The following is a 14,386-nucleotide window of genomic DNA, read 5'->3' as shown; positions in this document are numbered from 1 at the left end:
GAGTATAGAGATCGAATGAAAAACGCCAAAGTCAAATTGTCGGAAGCCGTCGCCCGCAAACACCCTGCCCGTGTCGCAGGAACGCTCTATACCAAGCAGGAGATTCACGAAATCTTCAGGCGTTTCTCCGTTCAGCGCCCGGAGCCGAAGGGGGAGCTCGAACATGTGAATGCCTTCACGCTGCTCGTCGCGGTGGTGCTTTCCGCCCAGGCGACGGATGCCGGCGTCAACAAGGCGACGCGCACCCTCTTCAAGATCGCCGATACGCCGGAGAAGATGCTGGCGCTCGGCGAGGAGACGCTGGGGGGATATATCCGGACCATCGGCCTGTGGCGCAACAAGGCGAAGAACGTTATCGCGCTGTCAGAAGCGCTGATCCGCGACCATGGCGGCGTCGTTCCGGGTGATCGTGATGCGCTGGTGAAATTGCCGGGCGTCGGCCGCAAGACGGCCAACGTCGTGCTCAACATGGCTTTTGGCCAGCCGACCATGGCGGTCGACACCCATATCCTCCGCATCGGCAACCGCATCGGCCTGGCGCCCGGCAAGACGCCCGACCAGGTGGAAAAGATGCTGCTGCGTGTCGTGCCGGATGAATATCTCCTGCATGCGCATCACTGGCTGATCCTGCATGGGCGCTACGTCTGCAAGGCGCGCAAGCCCGAATGCGAGAAATGCGTCATCGCCGATCTCTGCAAGGCGGCGGTCAAGACATGCGATATCCCCGCGCCCCTGGTGCCGCTCGCCGCCTGACGGATCATGCTGCTGCGGATGCTGGAACCGGGTCCTTCCGGCTGATCGCCTTGTGCAGATGCACCATCATCGCGGCGGCGAAAAGCGGGGTCAGCAGGTTGACAATGGGAATGGCGAGGAACGCCGCGATCACCAGCCCCGCCAGGAACACCGTGACGGCGTGCTTGGAGCGCAGCAATTTCGCATCCTCTTCCGGGCGGAAGCGCATGGCGGCGAACTCGAAATATTCCCGCCCGAGCAGATAGCCGTTCACCACGAAGAAGGCGATGAGATTGATGCCGGGCACCAGGAGCAGGAACAGCGCGATAATGTTGCCGAGGATCACGACGCCGAGAAATTTCAGCGAAAGGATGAGCGACCGCATGATCGGCAGCGCCTTGCCCGACGGGTCGGCAGGATAATCCTCCCGCTCGATGACTTCCGCCGCGTCGTCGAGGAAAAGACCCGCGATAACGGCCGTGACAGGCGCGATCAGCAGTGCCAGCCCCAGCGCCAGCCCGAGACTGGCGAAGATTGCCGCCACGGTTCCGAGCCAGCCCGCCCATTGCGGCAGGCCCGGCAGCATCTGGTCGAGATAGGGCCAGGCCATTGTCATGAAGAGCTTGCGCAGGGCCACCCACAGGATGACCAGGACGAGAAGCGTCGCGCCGAGCGATTTCCACAGCACCGATCGGAATTCCGGTGTGAACAGGCGCTGCAGGGCGGCCCTGGCGGCATCGAAGATCATCGGTGTTCCTTTCTCGCGGTGCGCATATCGCGCCTCAAGACATAGGAAGTCCGGATAGATTGCAAAAGGTCAAGGGCCGCAACATAGGATTAGGCCATGACCCGGCTAGCCAAGAACGCCGCAAAACGTTACACCCGATAGTGCAATGTCCTTTCGGGTTGTGCCGGGGCTCATGTCGCTATCGTCAACTATTCAAGGTTGCTGAATCCTCCATGACAAAATTCGATGTACTGTGCATTGGCAATGCGATTGTCGATATCCTTGCACGCACCGATGATGCCTTTCTGGTGAACAATGCCATCATCAAGGGAGCGATGAACCTGATCGATGCCGAGCGTGCGGAGCTGCTTTACGAGCGCATGGGGCCGGCGGTGGAGATGTCGGGCGGCAGCGCCGGCAACACGGCGGCGGGCGTCGCCAGCCTCGGCGGCCAGGCCGCCTATTTCGGCAAGGTGGCGGCCGATTATCTCGGCCGCATCTTCACGCATGACATTCGCGCCCAGGGTGTGGCCTTCGATACCCGCCCGCTGGAAGATGGCGCGCCGACCGCCCGCTCGATGATCTTCGTGACGCCCGATGGCGAGCGCTCGATGAACACCTATCTCGGCGCCTGTATCGAGCTCGGTCCTGAGGATGTCGAAAGCTCCAAGGTGGCGAACGCCAAGGTCGTCTATTTCGAGGGCTATCTCTGGGATCCGCCGCGGGCCAAGGAGGCGATCAGGCTCTCCGCCAAGATCGCGCATGAGCATGGACGCCAGGTGGCGATGACGCTTTCCGATCCCTTCTGCGTCGACCGCTACCGCGAGGAGTTTCTCGATCTGATGAAGTCGGGCACCGTCGATATCGTCTTCGCCAACGAAGCGGAGCTGAAATCGCTCTACCAGACGGAATCATTGGAAGTGGGGCTTGAGGCGATCCGTGAGGATTGCCGGCTCGCTGCCGTCACGCGCTCGGAAAAAGGCTCGATCATCGTCACCCGCGAGGAAACCGTTGCCGTTCCGGCGATCGAACTGCGCGAGCTGGTCGACAGCACGGGCGCCGGAGATCTCTACGCCTCCGGCTTCCTCTATGGCTACACCCATGACTTTTCGCTCGAGGATTGCGCCCGCCTCGGTTCGCTGGCAGCCGGCATCATCATTCAGCAGATGGGCCCGCGCCCGCAAGCGAGCCTGCGCGATATTGCCGAGCAGAGCGGGCTCATGCAAACCGCCGGGGTGGAGGGGTACGGGCTTTAAGCTTCTCCGCCCCGGCCTTTTTAGTTTGGAGAATATTTGGCAGTGTCTGAAAGGATCAGGCGTCGCCTTCGGCCTGTGGATTTGCCGGGCCGGGCTCTGCGGCTGCTTCCGCCGCCGGCTGCTTCGGTCCGCCGCGCGATACGCCGACGAGCGCCGGGCGCAGAACGCGATCGCCGATGACGAAGCCGGCCTGCACCACCTGCAGCACGGTGTTGTTCGGTACTTCCGTATTGGGGATTTCGAACATCGCCTGATGGAAATGCGGGTCGAATTTCTGGCCCTCCGGCTCGATCTTCTTCACGCCGTGGCGTTCGAGCGTGGAAAGCATGGCGCGTTCCGTCATCTCCACGCCTTCGGCAAGCGCCTTGAGACCGGCATCGCCCTTTTCGACTGCATCCGCGGGGATGGCGTCGAGGGCGCGTCGCAGATTGTCGGAGACCGCAAGCATGTCGCGCGCGAAATTGGCGACCGAATAGGTCTTGGCGTCATGCACGTCGCGGGCGGTGCGCTTGCGCAGGTTTTCCATCTCCGCTGCAAGCCGCAGGAGCTGGTCCTTTAGCTCGCCGTTCTCGGACTGAAGCGCTGCCACGGGATCTTCGGCGCCCTCGTCTTCGGCTATTTCTGCCTGCGCCTCGGCCTTGCGGCTTTTCAGGAAATCGTCGGCGGCGCGCTTCAGCGCCTCCCTGTCCCTGGGGTTGTTGATGTCGCGCTGGTCAAGATCGGGCGTCTCGCCGGGGTTTTTTTCTTCAGCCATTCTCGTCTTCCGTCTTGAATCGTGGGTTGGGCCGGATATCGAGCTTTAGACACGGAAAATCAAGTGCATGTGAAGGAAAAGCTGCTCACCGCAAGAGCTTGGAGACGAGTTGCGCAGTATAATCGACCATCGGCACGATACGCGCATAGTTGAGCCGCGTCGGGCCGATGACGCCCAAAGCACCCACTATACGCTGCTCCGCATCGCGATAAGGCGCGACCACGAGAGACGACCCGGAAAGCGAGAAAAGCTTGTTTTCCGAGCCGATGAAGATGCGCACGCCGGATCCTGCTTCGGCGAGTTCCAGGAGCTGGATCATCCCTTCCTTGGTCTCCAGATCGTCGAAAAGATGCCGGAGCCTTTCGATGTCGTCCTGCGCGTGGATGTTTTCGAGAAGATTGGCGCGCCCGCGCACGATCAGCCGGGTCGGCTGGTCGTTGCCGCCGCCGCTCCAGATGGCGAGCCCCTCTTCAACCAGATGCTGCGACAGTTGATCGAGCGCCTGCTTCGTTTCCTCCTTTAGCCGCGCCAGTTCGCTGCGCGCTTCCGAAAGCGTGCGCCCCTGGATATGCGCGTTGAGGAAATTCGATGCTTCGATCAGCTGCGAGGCTGTCACGCCCGGCGGCAGGTCGATGACGCGGTTTTCCACATCGCCGCTCTGGGTCACCAGAACCGCCAGCGCCCGCGTCGGCTCGAGCCGCACGAATTCGATATGCTTCAGCGCGCCTTCCACCTTGGTGGCCAGCACCAGCCCTGCGCCGCGCGACAGGCCGGAAAGGATCTGGCTCGCCTCGGTTAGCACGTTTTCGACGGAATGGCCGCTGCCGGCGGCGCGCACCTGGGCCTCGATCGATTTGCGCTCTTCCGGCGGAAGGTCGCCGATTTCCAGAAAGGCGTCGACGAAGAAGCGCAGGCCCATCTGCGTGGGCAGGCGGCCTGCCGAGACATGCGGCGCATAGATCAGGCCGAGCTGCTCCAGATCGCTCATCACATTGCGGATCGTGGCTGGCGAAAGCGCCAGCGGCAGGATGCGCGAGAGATTGCGCGACCCGACCGGCTCACCATCGCCGAGATAGCTTTCGACGATGCGCCGGAAGATGTCGCGCGAGCGCTGATCCAGCGTGCCGAACGTTTCGGGAACTGCTGCTTTCATCATATCAGTTGCACGACTCCATTGCCCATGAGGGGATCGAATATGAATATATGCCGGTCTTTTCGGGGATCAAAGTGCTCTGAAACCCGCAAACACGGGTAAAGCGGTCAAATCTGCTTTCTATTTGCGCGTTTGCGGCCTAAAACGCCTGCCCAAGTAACGGAATCGAGGTTCATCCATGCGTCCATCCAAGCGTGCCGCAGACGAAATGCGCGCCGTCTCCTTCGAGCGCGGCGTTTCCAAACATGCCGAGGGCTCCTGCCTGGTCAAGTTCGGCGACACGCAGGTGCTGTGTACCGCAAGCCTGGAGGAGAAGGTGCCGGGCTGGATGCGAAACTCGGGCAAGGGCTGGGTGACAGCGGAATATGGCATGCTGCCGCGCTCGACCGGCGATCGCATGCGCCGCGAGGCTTCCGTCGGCAAGCAGGGCGGACGTACACTCGAGATTCAACGCCTGATCGGCCGTAGCTTGCGCGCCGTCGTCGATCTCCAGGCGCTGGGCGAGCAGCAGATCACCGTTGATTGCGACGTCATCCAGGCCGATGGCGGCACCCGCACCGCTGCGATCACCGGCGGCTGGGTGGCGCTGCACGAGTGCCTGCGCTGGATGGAGGCCCGCCAGATGGTCAAGCTCGACAAGGTGCTGAAGGACCATGTCGCCGCCATCTCCTGCGGCATTTGGGAGGGCACGCCCGTCATCGACCTCGATTATGCTGAGGACTCGACCGCGGGCACCGACGCCAATTTCGTCATGACCGGCAAGGGTGGCATCGTCGAGATCCAAGGCACTGCCGAGGGTGTGCCTTTCTCGGAAGAGGAATTCGCCTCGCTGATGGCGCTGGCGCGCGGCGGCGTCAACCGGCTGGTCTCGTTGCAGAAGATGGCCGTTGCCTGAAACGTCGAACCACGGGGCAGAAGGGGATCGGTCGTGAAGCTACAGCCCATCGCCGTTCTGGAATCGGCGCTTTACGTCACCGATCTGCCGCGCGCGGTCGCCTTCTACCGCGACGTGCTCGGGCTGGAGCCGACGGGCCATGCCGATCATCGCGCCGCCTTCTTCCGTTGCGGCCCCGGCGTGGTGATCCTGTTTGACGCAGACGAGACCATCAGGCCTGCCGCGCCTGGCAAGCTGCCTGTCCCCGCCCATGGCGCCAAAGGGCCGGGCCATCTCTGCTTCCGTGCCAGCCGCGCCGAGATTGCCGAGTGGAAGGCGCATCTTGAAGCCCATGGCCTGGAGATCGAAAGCGAATTCGATTGGCCCAATGGCGCTCGGTCGATCTATTTCCGCGATCCCTCCGGCAATTCGCTGGAATTCGCCGAACCGAAACTATGGAATGTAGAATGAGAAAACTCGAAAAAGGCCGCTTGATCGTCGCAACCCACAACAAGGGCAAGTTGCGTGAGATCGATGATCTGATCGGCCCGTTCGGCTTCGAGATCCAGTCTGCCGCCGCGCTGGGCCTGCCGGAGCCGGACGAGACGGGCACGACCTTTGAGGAGAACGCCGCCATCAAGGCGCTGGCCGCGGCGAAGGCGACCGGCCTGCCGGCTTTGTCCGATGATTCCGGCCTCGCCGTCGATGCGCTCGGTGGCGCGCCGGGCGTCTATACCGCCAACTGGGCGGAGCTGCCCGACGGCACGCGCGATTTCCTCCACGGCATGCGCAAGGTCGAGGATGCCTTGCAGGAGAAGGGCGCGCTGACGGCGGAGAAGCGCGGCGCCCGTTTCGTCTCGGTCATCTGCATCGCCTGGCCGGATGGGCACACGGATTTCTATCGCGGTGAGGTCGAAGGCGGGATCGTTTGGCCGCCGCGCGGCGAGAGGGGCTTCGGCTACGATCCGATTTTCCTGCCCGACGGCCATCAGAGGACCTTCGGCGAAATGGAAGCCGAGGAAAAGCACGGCTGGAAACCGGGTATGGACGAGGCGCTTTCGCACCGCGCCAGGGCTTTCCGGCTCTTTGCCCGTGATGCGCTCGGCATTAAGTGATCTGATATGGGATATGTGACGCGGCCACTAAGGGTTCATGGCGCGGCTGAAGGCGAGAACGCTTTCGGCGTCTATGTCCATTGGCCGTTTTGCGCAGCCAAGTGCCCCTATTGCGATTTCAACAGCCATGTCCGCCATCAACCGGTCGACCAGGCGCGCTTTGCCGAGGCTTTCGCGCAGGAGATGCGCACGATACGGCAGCGAACAGGTCCCCGCGTCGTCACCAGCATCTTTTTGGGCGGCGGCACGCCGTCGCTGATGCAGCCTGCTACCGTTGAGCGGCTGCTCGACGAGATTGCCGCCAACTGGAGCGTCGCCGAAGGCGTGGAGATAACGCTGGAAGCCAACCCGTCGAGCGTCGAGGCGGAGCGCTTCCGCGGCTATCGCGCGGCGGGCGTCAACCGCGTCTCGCTCGGCGTGCAGGCATTGAACGACCGGGACCTGAAAAGGCTCGGGCGGCTGCACAATGTCGAGGAGGCGCTGAGGGCGATCGGGCTGGCGCGGGAGATCTTCCCCCGTCTTTCCTTCGATTTGATCTATGCCCGCCCGGACCAGTCGATAGCTGAATGGCGTGCGGAGCTGGAACAGGCCATCGCGCTCGCCGCCGACCACCTGTCGCTCTACCAACTCACCATTGAGGAAGGCACGCCATTCTATAATCTCTGGAAGGCAGGCAAGCTCGTCACGCCGGATGGGGACCATGCCGCCGCGCTTTATAAAGAGACGCAGAATGTGACGGGAAGCCACGGCCTTCCGGCCTATGAGATATCCAATCACGCCGCGCCGGGCGCGGAATCCAGGCACAATCTCGTCTACTGGCGCTATGGCGAATATGTCGGCATCGGGCCGGGCGCACATGGCCGTTTCGTCGAAAACGGCGTCCGCACCGTCACCATGACCGAGCGCCACCCCGAAACCTGGCTGGAGAAGGCTGAGCGGCAGGGGCATGGCGTCGTTGATGAGGAATATCTGACGGGTGAACAGGAAGGCGACGAGTTCCTGATGATGGGCCTGCGGCTTACCGAAGGTATCGATCTCGCCCGCTATCGCCGCCTGACCGGTCACGATATTGACCATGGCAGGCTCGAAAGCCTGATCGGCCAGCGTCTGATCGAGCCGATGGGCGGTGCCCGTATCCGCGCCACGCCGGATGGGGCATTGCTGCTGGATGCGGTGGTTGCGGATTTGGCGGCGTGAGTTACTTTGCAGCGGACAGTTTGCAGCATAGGGTAGCAAACGTCGCTCACCCCCCTCTGCCCTGCCGGGCATCTCCCCCACAAGGGGGGAGATTGGCTGACACAACCTTCGGTGCTCGTTCTGCAACGCTTGCGGTTGGGTGCCGAACGTTATGAGGGCGTAATCTCCCCCTTGTGGGGGAGATATCAGGCAGGCCAGAGGGGGGTGTTGCAACAGCACTTAAACAAGAACCGGTAGGAACCGCTCTCTTTGACCACCCCCGACGCCTCATCGCGAGAATACATCATCGGCCAGGCGCGGTTCCATGCCCGTCCGCTCGAGCCCGCGCTCTATATTGTCGCCACGCCGATCGGCAATCTCGGCGACATGACCATCCGCGGCCTCGAAATCCTGGCTGGCGCCGATATCCTTGCCTGCGAGGATACGCGCGTCACCCGCGTCCTGCTCGACCGTTTCGGCATCGCCAGGCGGCCCGTAGCCTATCACGAGCACAATGCGGCGGAGGCGGGGCCGAAGCTGATCGCGGCGTTGAAAGAGGGCAGGAGCGTCGCGCTCGTCTCTGATGCGGGAACGCCGCTCGTATCCGATCCGGGCTACCGGCTGGTGGGCGAGGCGAGGGCGGCGGGCATCCGCGTCATACCCGTTCCGGGCGCTTCCGCCGTGCTGGCGGCGTTGACCGCATCGGGCCTGCCGACCGATAGTTTTCTCTTCGCAGGCTTCCTGCCGTCGAAACAGGGGCAGCGCCGTACGAGGCTTGAGACGCTGGCCCGGATTGACGCAACGCTCGTCTTCTTCGAATCCCCCAATCGCACCGCCGCGACGCTCGCCGAGATGGCGGCGGTCTTCGGCGAGAGCCGCCAGGGCGCGCTCTGCCGCGAGCTGACCAAGGCCTATGAGACGGTGGTGACCGCGTCGCTCGGGGAGCTGGCCAGCCAGTTCGACGGCGAGGACCGGCTGCGCGGCGAGGTGGTTCTCCTCGTCGGCCCTCCGCAAGAGGCGCAGGCCCCAACGAGCGCCGACGATATAGACCAATTGCTCCTGTCGCTTTCAGCCGAGATGTCGCCGTCGAAGGCGGCGGGCGAGGCCGCACGCATGACCGGTGGACAGAAGGGCGCGCTCTACCAGCGCCTAATCGAGCTCAAGGCCGGGCGGGGATGACAGCGCTTGAGAAGAGGCGCAAGGCGTTCTTTCGCGGCCATTCGGCGGAGCGGCTGGCCTCGTTCGCCCTGATGCTGAAAGGCTTCCGCATCGTCGCGCGCCGCTACAAGACGCGGCTCGGCGAGATCGATCTGATCGCCCGGCGTGGTGATCTGATCCTCATCGTCGAGGTCAAGGCCCGCTCGTCTCTGGAGGCCGCCATGGAGGCGGTCAACCACGCCTCCATGCGCCGGATCGAGGCTGCCGCCGATCTCTGGCTGGCGCGCCAGCCCGACCGGGCGGGACTGTCCCTGCGCTTCGATATCGTCGCGGTCCTGCCGTGGCGCTGGCCGCTGCACGTGCCCGCCGCCTTCACGGCATTCCGATAAAAGACTTGCATCGAAGCTTAAATCCTATAAGATTTGTGGAATAAACAATCCATCGCATAGGCGGGATTGGCAAGGTCAAAGCTTTTGACCGGGTTGATCGGGAACGAAAGTTCCTGCTTTTTGCCGTTTTGGGAAAAACGATGCTCCGGAGCAAGTTCCGGCGCAAGTCTGTTCCTTATAAATCCTTGATAAATACCTGATAATCCGGGACCGCTATCGAAAAGGATATCGTCCCTTGGCTTTTGGTCCAGCCTCACTGTCGGTTTTTCCCGCTTTCTTCCGTATCCGGAACGAAGTGGCGGTGGTCGTCGGCAATGGCGAGGAAGCGCTCAACAAGGCGCGTCTACTGGGCCAGACCAGCGCGGTGATCCGTGTCGTATCGCCGAGCCCGGAGCCGGCGCTGGCGAAATATATTGCCGAGCAGGGACTGGAGCATGTGGCCGAGGATTTTGCGCCAGCCCATCTCTCCAGCGCCAAACTCGTTTTCGTGGCGACCGGCGAGGAAGAGGCGGATACGGCGATCGCCGCCGAGGCGCGCCGCCAGCGCATCCCCGTCAATGTCGTCGACCGCCCGGTGCTTTGCGATTTCTTTACCCCGGCTATCGTCAATCGCGCCCCGCTCGCCATCGCCATTGGTTCCGAAGGCACTGGCCCGGTGCTGACCCAGATGATCCGCGCTAGCATCGATGCCGCGCTTTCGCCGCGTCTCGGCGATCTCGCGCGGCTCGCCAACGCCTATCGTCCCGCCGTCGAGAAATTCCTGCCCAGGGGCGTGGCGCGCCGGCTCTTCTGGCGCTCGTTCTTTTCCGGCGAAGTGGCCCGCAGCGTCGATCGCGGCGATCAGGCTACTGCCCATGCCGCCGCGCAGAAACTGCTTCAGGAGAAGCACGCGCCGCAGGGTTATGTCTGGCTGGTCGGTGCCGGCCCCGGCGCTGAGGACCTGCTGACGCTTCGCGCCCATCGCGTGCTGATGGAGGCCGACGTCATCGTTCATGACGCGCTGGTTCCGGAAGCCATCATCGCCATGGGCCGCCGCGATGCCGAGCGCATCCCCGTCGGCAAGCGCAAGGGCTGCCACTCGAAGAGCCAGGACGAGATCAACGCGCTGCTCGTGGAGCTCGCCGGTGAGGGCAAGCGCGTGGCGCGGCTCAAATCCGGTGATCCCCTGGTCTATGGCCGGGCAGGGGAGGAGATGGCCGCTCTCCGCGATGCCGGCATCGGCTTCGAGATCGTGCCGGGCATCACTTCGGCTTTCGCGGCCGCTGCCGACATGGAGCTGCCGCTGACGTTGCGCGGTGTCGCCTCCTCGCTGGTCTTCACCACCGGCCACGATATGGCGGGCGAGATCCTGCCGGATTGGGCGCGGCTTGCCCTTTCGGGCGCCACCATCGCCGTCTATATGGGCAGCTCCGTCGCCGCCTCGGTCGCCGCCCGGCTGATGAGCGCCGGTCTCCATCAGGACACGGCGGTCGCCGTCGTCGAGAATGCCAGCCGCCCGGATCGCCGTATGTTCCATGGCCTTCTGAAGGATCTGCCCGCGCTGGAGAAGCGCGACGATCTCGCAGGCCCGGTCATGGTCGTGATCGGCGACGCCGTTGCCGGCGCGGCCATCCACAAAGCAGAAGCGCTGGCATTCCGCCGGCATGAAGTTGCAGCCTGATTGAAGGACGAGATTGATGACGATCAAGGTTCTGACCGCCAACCGCCTGACCGACGGCGAAGTCGTCTGGTACGGAGCCGACGGCCAGTGGCGCGAGACTATCGAAGGCGTGTCGATCGCCCGTGATCAGGAGGCGGCAGCAGAGCTCGAAGCAGCTGGAAAGGCCGCGATGGGCGCCAATCTCGTAGTCGATGCCAATCTGATCGATGTCGAGGACCGCGGCGGCGAGCTCTATCCGCTGCGCCTGCGCGAGCGCATCCGCATCTCCGGGCCCACGATCGATTTCGAACCACGCAGGAAGCCGGCCGCTTCCGCCGCCTGACCAGATGAACAGCCAGACAGCCAAACGCATCAGGAAACATTTGAGCCATGTATCGTTACGATGAGTTCGACCACGCCTTTGTCGCCGCCCGCGTCGAACAGTTCAAGGACCAGGTCGAGCGCCGCCTGTCTGGCGAGCTGACGGAGGACCAGTTCAAGCCGCTGCGCCTGATGAACGGCGTCTATCTCCAGCTTCACGCCTATATGCTGCGCGTCGCCGTCCCCTACGGTACGCTGTCCGGCCGCCAGATGCGCAAGCTCGGCCACATCGCCCGCACCTATGATCGCGGCTATGGCCATTTCACCACGCGCCAGAACATCCAGTACAACTGGCCGGCGCTTGCCGATATTCCGAAGATCCTGGACGAGCTGGCGGAAGTCGAGATGCATGCCATGCAGACGTCGGGTAACTGCATCCGCAATGTCACCGCCGATCATTTCTCAGGCGTCGCCGCCGACGAGGTGGCCGATCCCAGGCCTTTTGCCGAGATTCTCAGGCAATGGTCGTCGCTGCATCCGGAATTCTCTTATCTGCCGCGCAAGTTCAAGATTGCCGTCACCGGCGCCGAACATGACCGCGCGGCGATCCAGACACATGACATCGGTCTGCACCTGAAAAAGAACGAGGCGGGCGAGCTGGGCTTCGCCGTCTATGTCGGCGGCGGTCAGGGCCGCACGCCGATGGTCGCCAAGAAAATCCGCGATTTCCTGCCAGCCGAGGATCTGCTGTCCTACACCACGGCCATCGTCCGCGTTTACAACCTCCATGGTCGCCGTGACAACAAGTACAAGGCGCGCATCAAGATCCTCGTCCATGAGACGGGTGTGGAGGAGCTGACCCGCCAGATCGAGGCAGAATGGCAGGCGCTGAAGGAGAGCGACCTCAAGCTGCCGCAAGGGGATATCGACGCCATCATGACCTATTTCCGCCCGCCTGTTCTGCCCGAGCGGCCGGAAGGCTGGGGCGCGCTTGCTGCCGCCAAGAAGGCCGATGCCGGTTTCGCCGCCTGGGTCGATCAGAACGTGACGCCGCACAAGAACCCCGATTACGGCGTCGTCACCATCTCGCTCAAACCCATCGGCGGCATTCCGGGCGACGCCAGCGCCGAGCAGATGGAACTCGTCGCCGATATCGCCGAGAAATATTCGCAGGACGAAATCCGCGTCAGCCACGAGCAGAACCTGGTTCTGCCGCATGTGGCGCTTGCCGATCTGCACGCGGTCTATGAACTGCTTCTGGCCGATGGGCTCGCCACCGCCAATGCAGGGCTGATCACCGACATCATCGCCTGCCCGGGTCTTGATTACTGCGCGCTTGCCAATGCCCGCTCCATTCCGGTGGCCCAGCGCATTTCCGAGCGTTTCGGCGCGGCCGAGCGCCAAGCGGAGATCGGCGAATTGAAGATCAAGATCTCCGGCTGCATCAATGCCTGCGGCCATCATCATGTCGGCCATATCGGCATTCTCGGTGTCGAGAAGAAGGGTGAGGAGCTCTATCAGATCACGCTGGGCGGCTCGGCCGACGAGATCACCACGGTGGGCGAGATCACCGGCCGAGGCTTCTCCTCGGAGGAAGTGGTCGATGCCATCGAAAAGATCGTCGACACCTATCTGGGTCTGCGCACCAGCAAGGAGGAGAACTTCCTTGCAGCATACAGGCGCGTCGGGGCCGCACCGTTCAAGGAGGCGCTCTATGGCCCTGTCAGCCGTGCTGCCTGATACTGACGAAAAGTCTGTGGCCGATGAGGCCCGCGCACTGGAGGCGCGCTATGGCGGTCTCGATTCGCGGCTCATCATCGAGCTCGCGATCGACCATCTCTTCAATGAGGAGATCGCCGTGGTTTCGTCCTTCGGTGCCGAATCCGCGGTGCTTCTGCATCTGATCTCCGAGGTCGACCATTCGACGCCGATCATCTTCCTCGAGACCGGAAAGCATTTCAGCGCGACGCTTGCCCATCGCGATCGCCTGATTGAGGAATTGGGCCTGACCGACGTGCAGAATGTCTATCCCCTCCAGAGTTCGCTGAAGCGGGAAGACCCCTTCGGGGCGCTGTCCATGACCGACAAGGATCGCTGCTGCTATATCCGCAAGGTCGAGCCGATGGCGCGCGCGGTGGCGCCCTATCGCGCCTGGATGACCGGTCGCAAGCAGTTCCAGGCGTCGACCCGCGCCGCACTCCCCGTTTTCGAGGCGGTGGGTTCGCGCATCCGCATCAACCCGCTGGCCCGCTGGCAAACGGCGGATCTGCAGGCCTATATGACGGCGCATGACCTGCCTGCCCATCCCCTTGTCGAAAAGGGCTATCGCTCGATCGGCTGCATGCCCTGCACCAAGCCGGTCGAGGATGGCGAAGACCAGCGCGCCGGGCGCTGGGCCGGCACCGACAAGACCGAATGCGGCATTCACCTGACGGGCCTGACCGACACGCTGGCCAACATTTCGCTGACGGAATCGAATTTATGAGTGAAGCAACCGAGCAGAACGGGAAGCATTTCCCGGAAAAGCAACTCTGGGGGCGTGAAGGTTTCCGCGACGATCCCTATATCGAGGCCGAAAGCCTGGAGGTGGCGGGCGACGCGCCGGCCGTGATCCTGCCGCTTGCCGCATGGCTGGGGCTGGATGACGATGTCAGGCGGACCAGCAATCGCCGGATCGGCGTATTTGTCGCTCCGGGTGAAAGCATCGATCCGCTTCTCGACAAGCTGGACACAGTCCCGCTGATCGCGCTGCAGTTTCCGGCTTTCAACGATGGCCGCTCCTATTCCAAGGCCGAGATCCTGAAAGGGCGTCACGGCTTCAAGGGCGAGTTGCGCGCCGTGGGCGACGTGCTGGTCGACCAGGTGGTGTTCATGCTGCGCGCCGGTTTCGACACGCTTGAGGTGACGAACCCGGTAGCGCTCAAGCGGTTGAGCGCGAGCGATCTGCGCGATACGCCGGGCTATTACCAGCCGGGGCGGGGATCTGCGAAGACGGCAGGCGGCTTCAGCTGGCGCCGCACACCGGCCGCCTGAACCGGATTGAGACAGACATTGCGAATTTGAACGACAGGAAGCACTTGATGCCCGAGACT

At 63.1% G+C, this 14,386-nt stretch carries 16 protein-coding genes; 13 read left to right on the top strand and 3 right to left on the bottom strand.

Annotated features, from left to right (window positions below; genetic code table 11):
• Nucleotides 1-15: 15 nt before the first annotated feature.
• Nucleotides 16-753, top strand: coding sequence for an endonuclease III (nth, locus tag ATN84_RS03780; protein ID WP_068880162.1), 738 nt, complete (start codon nt 16-18; stop codon nt 751-753).
• Nucleotides 754-757: 4 nt separating this feature from the next.
• Here nth and ATN84_RS03775 read toward each other — a convergent pair whose 3' ends face one another.
• Nucleotides 758-1,480, bottom strand: coding sequence for a sulfate transporter family protein (locus tag ATN84_RS03775; RefSeq protein WP_068880161.1), 723 nt, complete (start codon nt 1,478-1,480; stop codon nt 758-760).
• A 212-nt stretch (nt 1,481-1,692) separates the two neighbouring features.
• Between ATN84_RS03775 and ATN84_RS03770 the strand changes: the two genes are divergently transcribed.
• Complete coding sequence (locus ATN84_RS03770; RefSeq protein ID WP_068880160.1) at nt 1,693-2,715, top strand: adenosine kinase; 1,023 nt, start codon at nt 1,693-1,695, stop codon at nt 2,713-2,715.
• Between the two features lie 55 nt (nt 2,716-2,770).
• On the opposite strand, the gene grpE is transcribed toward ATN84_RS03770, so the two are convergent.
• Nucleotides 2,771-3,469 carry a nucleotide exchange factor GrpE gene (grpE, locus tag ATN84_RS03765; RefSeq protein ID WP_068880159.1) on the bottom strand — a complete coding sequence of 233 codons (699 nt, stop codon included), beginning with the start codon at nt 3,467-3,469 and terminating at the stop codon, nt 2,771-2,773.
• Nucleotides 3,470-3,554: 85 nt separating this feature from the next.
• Nucleotides 3,555-4,625: a heat-inducible transcriptional repressor HrcA gene (gene hrcA, locus ATN84_RS03760; protein ID WP_068880158.1), complete on the bottom strand. Its 1,071-nt coding sequence runs from the start codon at nt 4,623-4,625 to the stop codon at nt 3,555-3,557.
• Nucleotides 4,626-4,800: 175 nt separating this feature from the next.
• On the opposite strand from hrcA, the gene rph reads away from it, so the two are divergent.
• The 11 genes from rph (at nt 4,801) to ATN84_RS03705 (ending at nt 14,327) form a co-directional block, all read left to right on the top strand.
• Nucleotides 4,801-5,517 (top strand): ribonuclease PH, encoded by a 717-nt coding sequence (rph, locus tag ATN84_RS03755; protein WP_068880157.1) that lies wholly within the window; start codon nt 4,801-4,803, stop codon nt 5,515-5,517.
• A 33-nt stretch (nt 5,518-5,550) separates the two neighbouring features.
• Nucleotides 5,551-5,967: a VOC family protein gene (locus ATN84_RS03750; protein WP_068880156.1), complete on the top strand. Its 417-nt coding sequence runs from the start codon at nt 5,551-5,553 to the stop codon at nt 5,965-5,967.
• Nucleotides 5,964-6,611 carry an RdgB/HAM1 family non-canonical purine NTP pyrophosphatase gene (gene rdgB / locus ATN84_RS03745; RefSeq protein ID WP_068880155.1) on the top strand — a complete coding sequence of 216 codons (648 nt, stop codon included), beginning with the start codon at nt 5,964-5,966 and terminating at the stop codon, nt 6,609-6,611. The genes ATN84_RS03750 and rdgB overlap by 4 nt, the downstream gene beginning before the upstream one ends.
• A gap of 6 nt (nt 6,612-6,617) precedes the next feature.
• The gene (gene hemW / locus ATN84_RS03740) at nt 6,618-7,808 is read left to right on the top strand and encodes a radical SAM family heme chaperone HemW (RefSeq protein ID WP_068880154.1); all 1,191 of its coding nucleotides are present in this window, start codon (nt 6,618-6,620) and stop codon (nt 7,806-7,808) included.
• A 249-nt stretch (nt 7,809-8,057) separates the two neighbouring features.
• Nucleotides 8,058-8,966 (top strand): 16S rRNA (cytidine(1402)-2'-O)-methyltransferase, encoded by a 909-nt coding sequence (rsmI, locus tag ATN84_RS03735; RefSeq protein ID WP_068880153.1) that lies wholly within the window; start codon nt 8,058-8,060, stop codon nt 8,964-8,966.
• On the top strand, nt 8,963-9,334 hold the full coding sequence (locus ATN84_RS03730; protein ID WP_068880152.1) for a YraN family protein: 372 nt from the start codon (nt 8,963-8,965) through the stop codon (nt 9,332-9,334). Before rsmI ends, ATN84_RS03730 begins: the two co-directional genes overlap by 4 nt.
• A gap of 235 nt (nt 9,335-9,569) precedes the next feature.
• Nucleotides 9,570-10,994 carry a siroheme synthase CysG gene (gene cysG, locus ATN84_RS03725; protein WP_068880151.1) on the top strand — a complete coding sequence of 475 codons (1,425 nt, stop codon included), beginning with the start codon at nt 9,570-9,572 and terminating at the stop codon, nt 10,992-10,994.
• A 16-nt stretch (nt 10,995-11,010) separates the two neighbouring features.
• Nucleotides 11,011-11,316: a DUF2849 domain-containing protein gene (locus ATN84_RS03720; protein WP_068880150.1), complete on the top strand. Its 306-nt coding sequence runs from the start codon at nt 11,011-11,013 to the stop codon at nt 11,314-11,316.
• A 47-nt stretch (nt 11,317-11,363) separates the two neighbouring features.
• Nucleotides 11,364-13,034: a nitrite/sulfite reductase gene (locus ATN84_RS03715; protein ID WP_068880149.1), complete on the top strand. Its 1,671-nt coding sequence runs from the start codon at nt 11,364-11,366 to the stop codon at nt 13,032-13,034.
• Nucleotides 13,009-13,779, top strand: a complete 771-nt coding sequence (locus ATN84_RS03710; RefSeq protein ID WP_068880148.1) for a phosphoadenylyl-sulfate reductase — start codon at nt 13,009-13,011, stop codon at nt 13,777-13,779. The genes ATN84_RS03715 and ATN84_RS03710 overlap by 26 nt, the downstream gene beginning before the upstream one ends.
• Entirely contained in the window at nt 13,776-14,327 is a 552-nt protein-coding gene (locus ATN84_RS03705; protein ID WP_068880147.1) for a DUF934 domain-containing protein, read from the top strand. The genes ATN84_RS03710 and ATN84_RS03705 overlap by 4 nt, the downstream gene beginning before the upstream one ends.
• The last annotated feature ends 59 nt before the right edge of the window (nt 14,328-14,386 follow it).

It is taken from the genome of Paramesorhizobium deserti, assembly GCF_001558695.1.
GTDB lineage: Bacteria > Pseudomonadota > Alphaproteobacteria > Rhizobiales > Rhizobiaceae > Paramesorhizobium > Paramesorhizobium deserti.
This window is presented reverse-complemented; position numbering and strand designations above follow the sequence as displayed.

Bases quoted from the DNA above. Each gene is read 5' to 3' on its own strand.
- nth (WP_068880162.1), top strand. From the start codon at position 16: ATGAAAAACGCCAAAGTCAAATTGTCGGAAGCCGTCGCCCGCAAACAC.
- ATN84_RS03775 (WP_068880161.1), bottom strand. From the start codon at position 1,480: ATGATCTTCGATGCCGCCAGGGCCGCCCTGCAGCGCCTGTTCACACCG.
- ATN84_RS03770 (WP_068880160.1), top strand. From the start codon at position 1,693: ATGACAAAATTCGATGTACTGTGCATTGGCAATGCGATTGTCGATATC.
- grpE (WP_068880159.1), bottom strand. From the start codon at position 3,469: ATGGCTGAAGAAAAAAACCCCGGCGAGACGCCCGATCTTGACCAGCGC.
- hrcA (WP_068880158.1), bottom strand. From the start codon at position 4,625: ATGATGAAAGCAGCAGTTCCCGAAACGTTCGGCACGCTGGATCAGCGC.
- rph (WP_068880157.1), top strand. From the start codon at position 4,801: ATGCGTCCATCCAAGCGTGCCGCAGACGAAATGCGCGCCGTCTCCTTC.
- rdgB (WP_068880155.1), top strand. From the start codon at position 5,964: ATGAGAAAACTCGAAAAAGGCCGCTTGATCGTCGCAACCCACAACAAG.
- hemW (WP_068880154.1), top strand. From the start codon at position 6,618: ATGGGATATGTGACGCGGCCACTAAGGGTTCATGGCGCGGCTGAAGGC.
- ATN84_RS03730 (WP_068880152.1), top strand. From the start codon at position 8,963: ATGACAGCGCTTGAGAAGAGGCGCAAGGCGTTCTTTCGCGGCCATTCG.
- ATN84_RS03720 (WP_068880150.1), top strand. From the start codon at position 11,011: ATGACGATCAAGGTTCTGACCGCCAACCGCCTGACCGACGGCGAAGTC.
- ATN84_RS03715 (WP_068880149.1), top strand. From the start codon at position 11,364: ATGTATCGTTACGATGAGTTCGACCACGCCTTTGTCGCCGCCCGCGTC.
- ATN84_RS03710 (WP_068880148.1), top strand. From the start codon at position 13,009: ATGGCCCTGTCAGCCGTGCTGCCTGATACTGACGAAAAGTCTGTGGCC.
- ATN84_RS03705 (WP_068880147.1), top strand. From the start codon at position 13,776: ATGAGTGAAGCAACCGAGCAGAACGGGAAGCATTTCCCGGAAAAGCAA.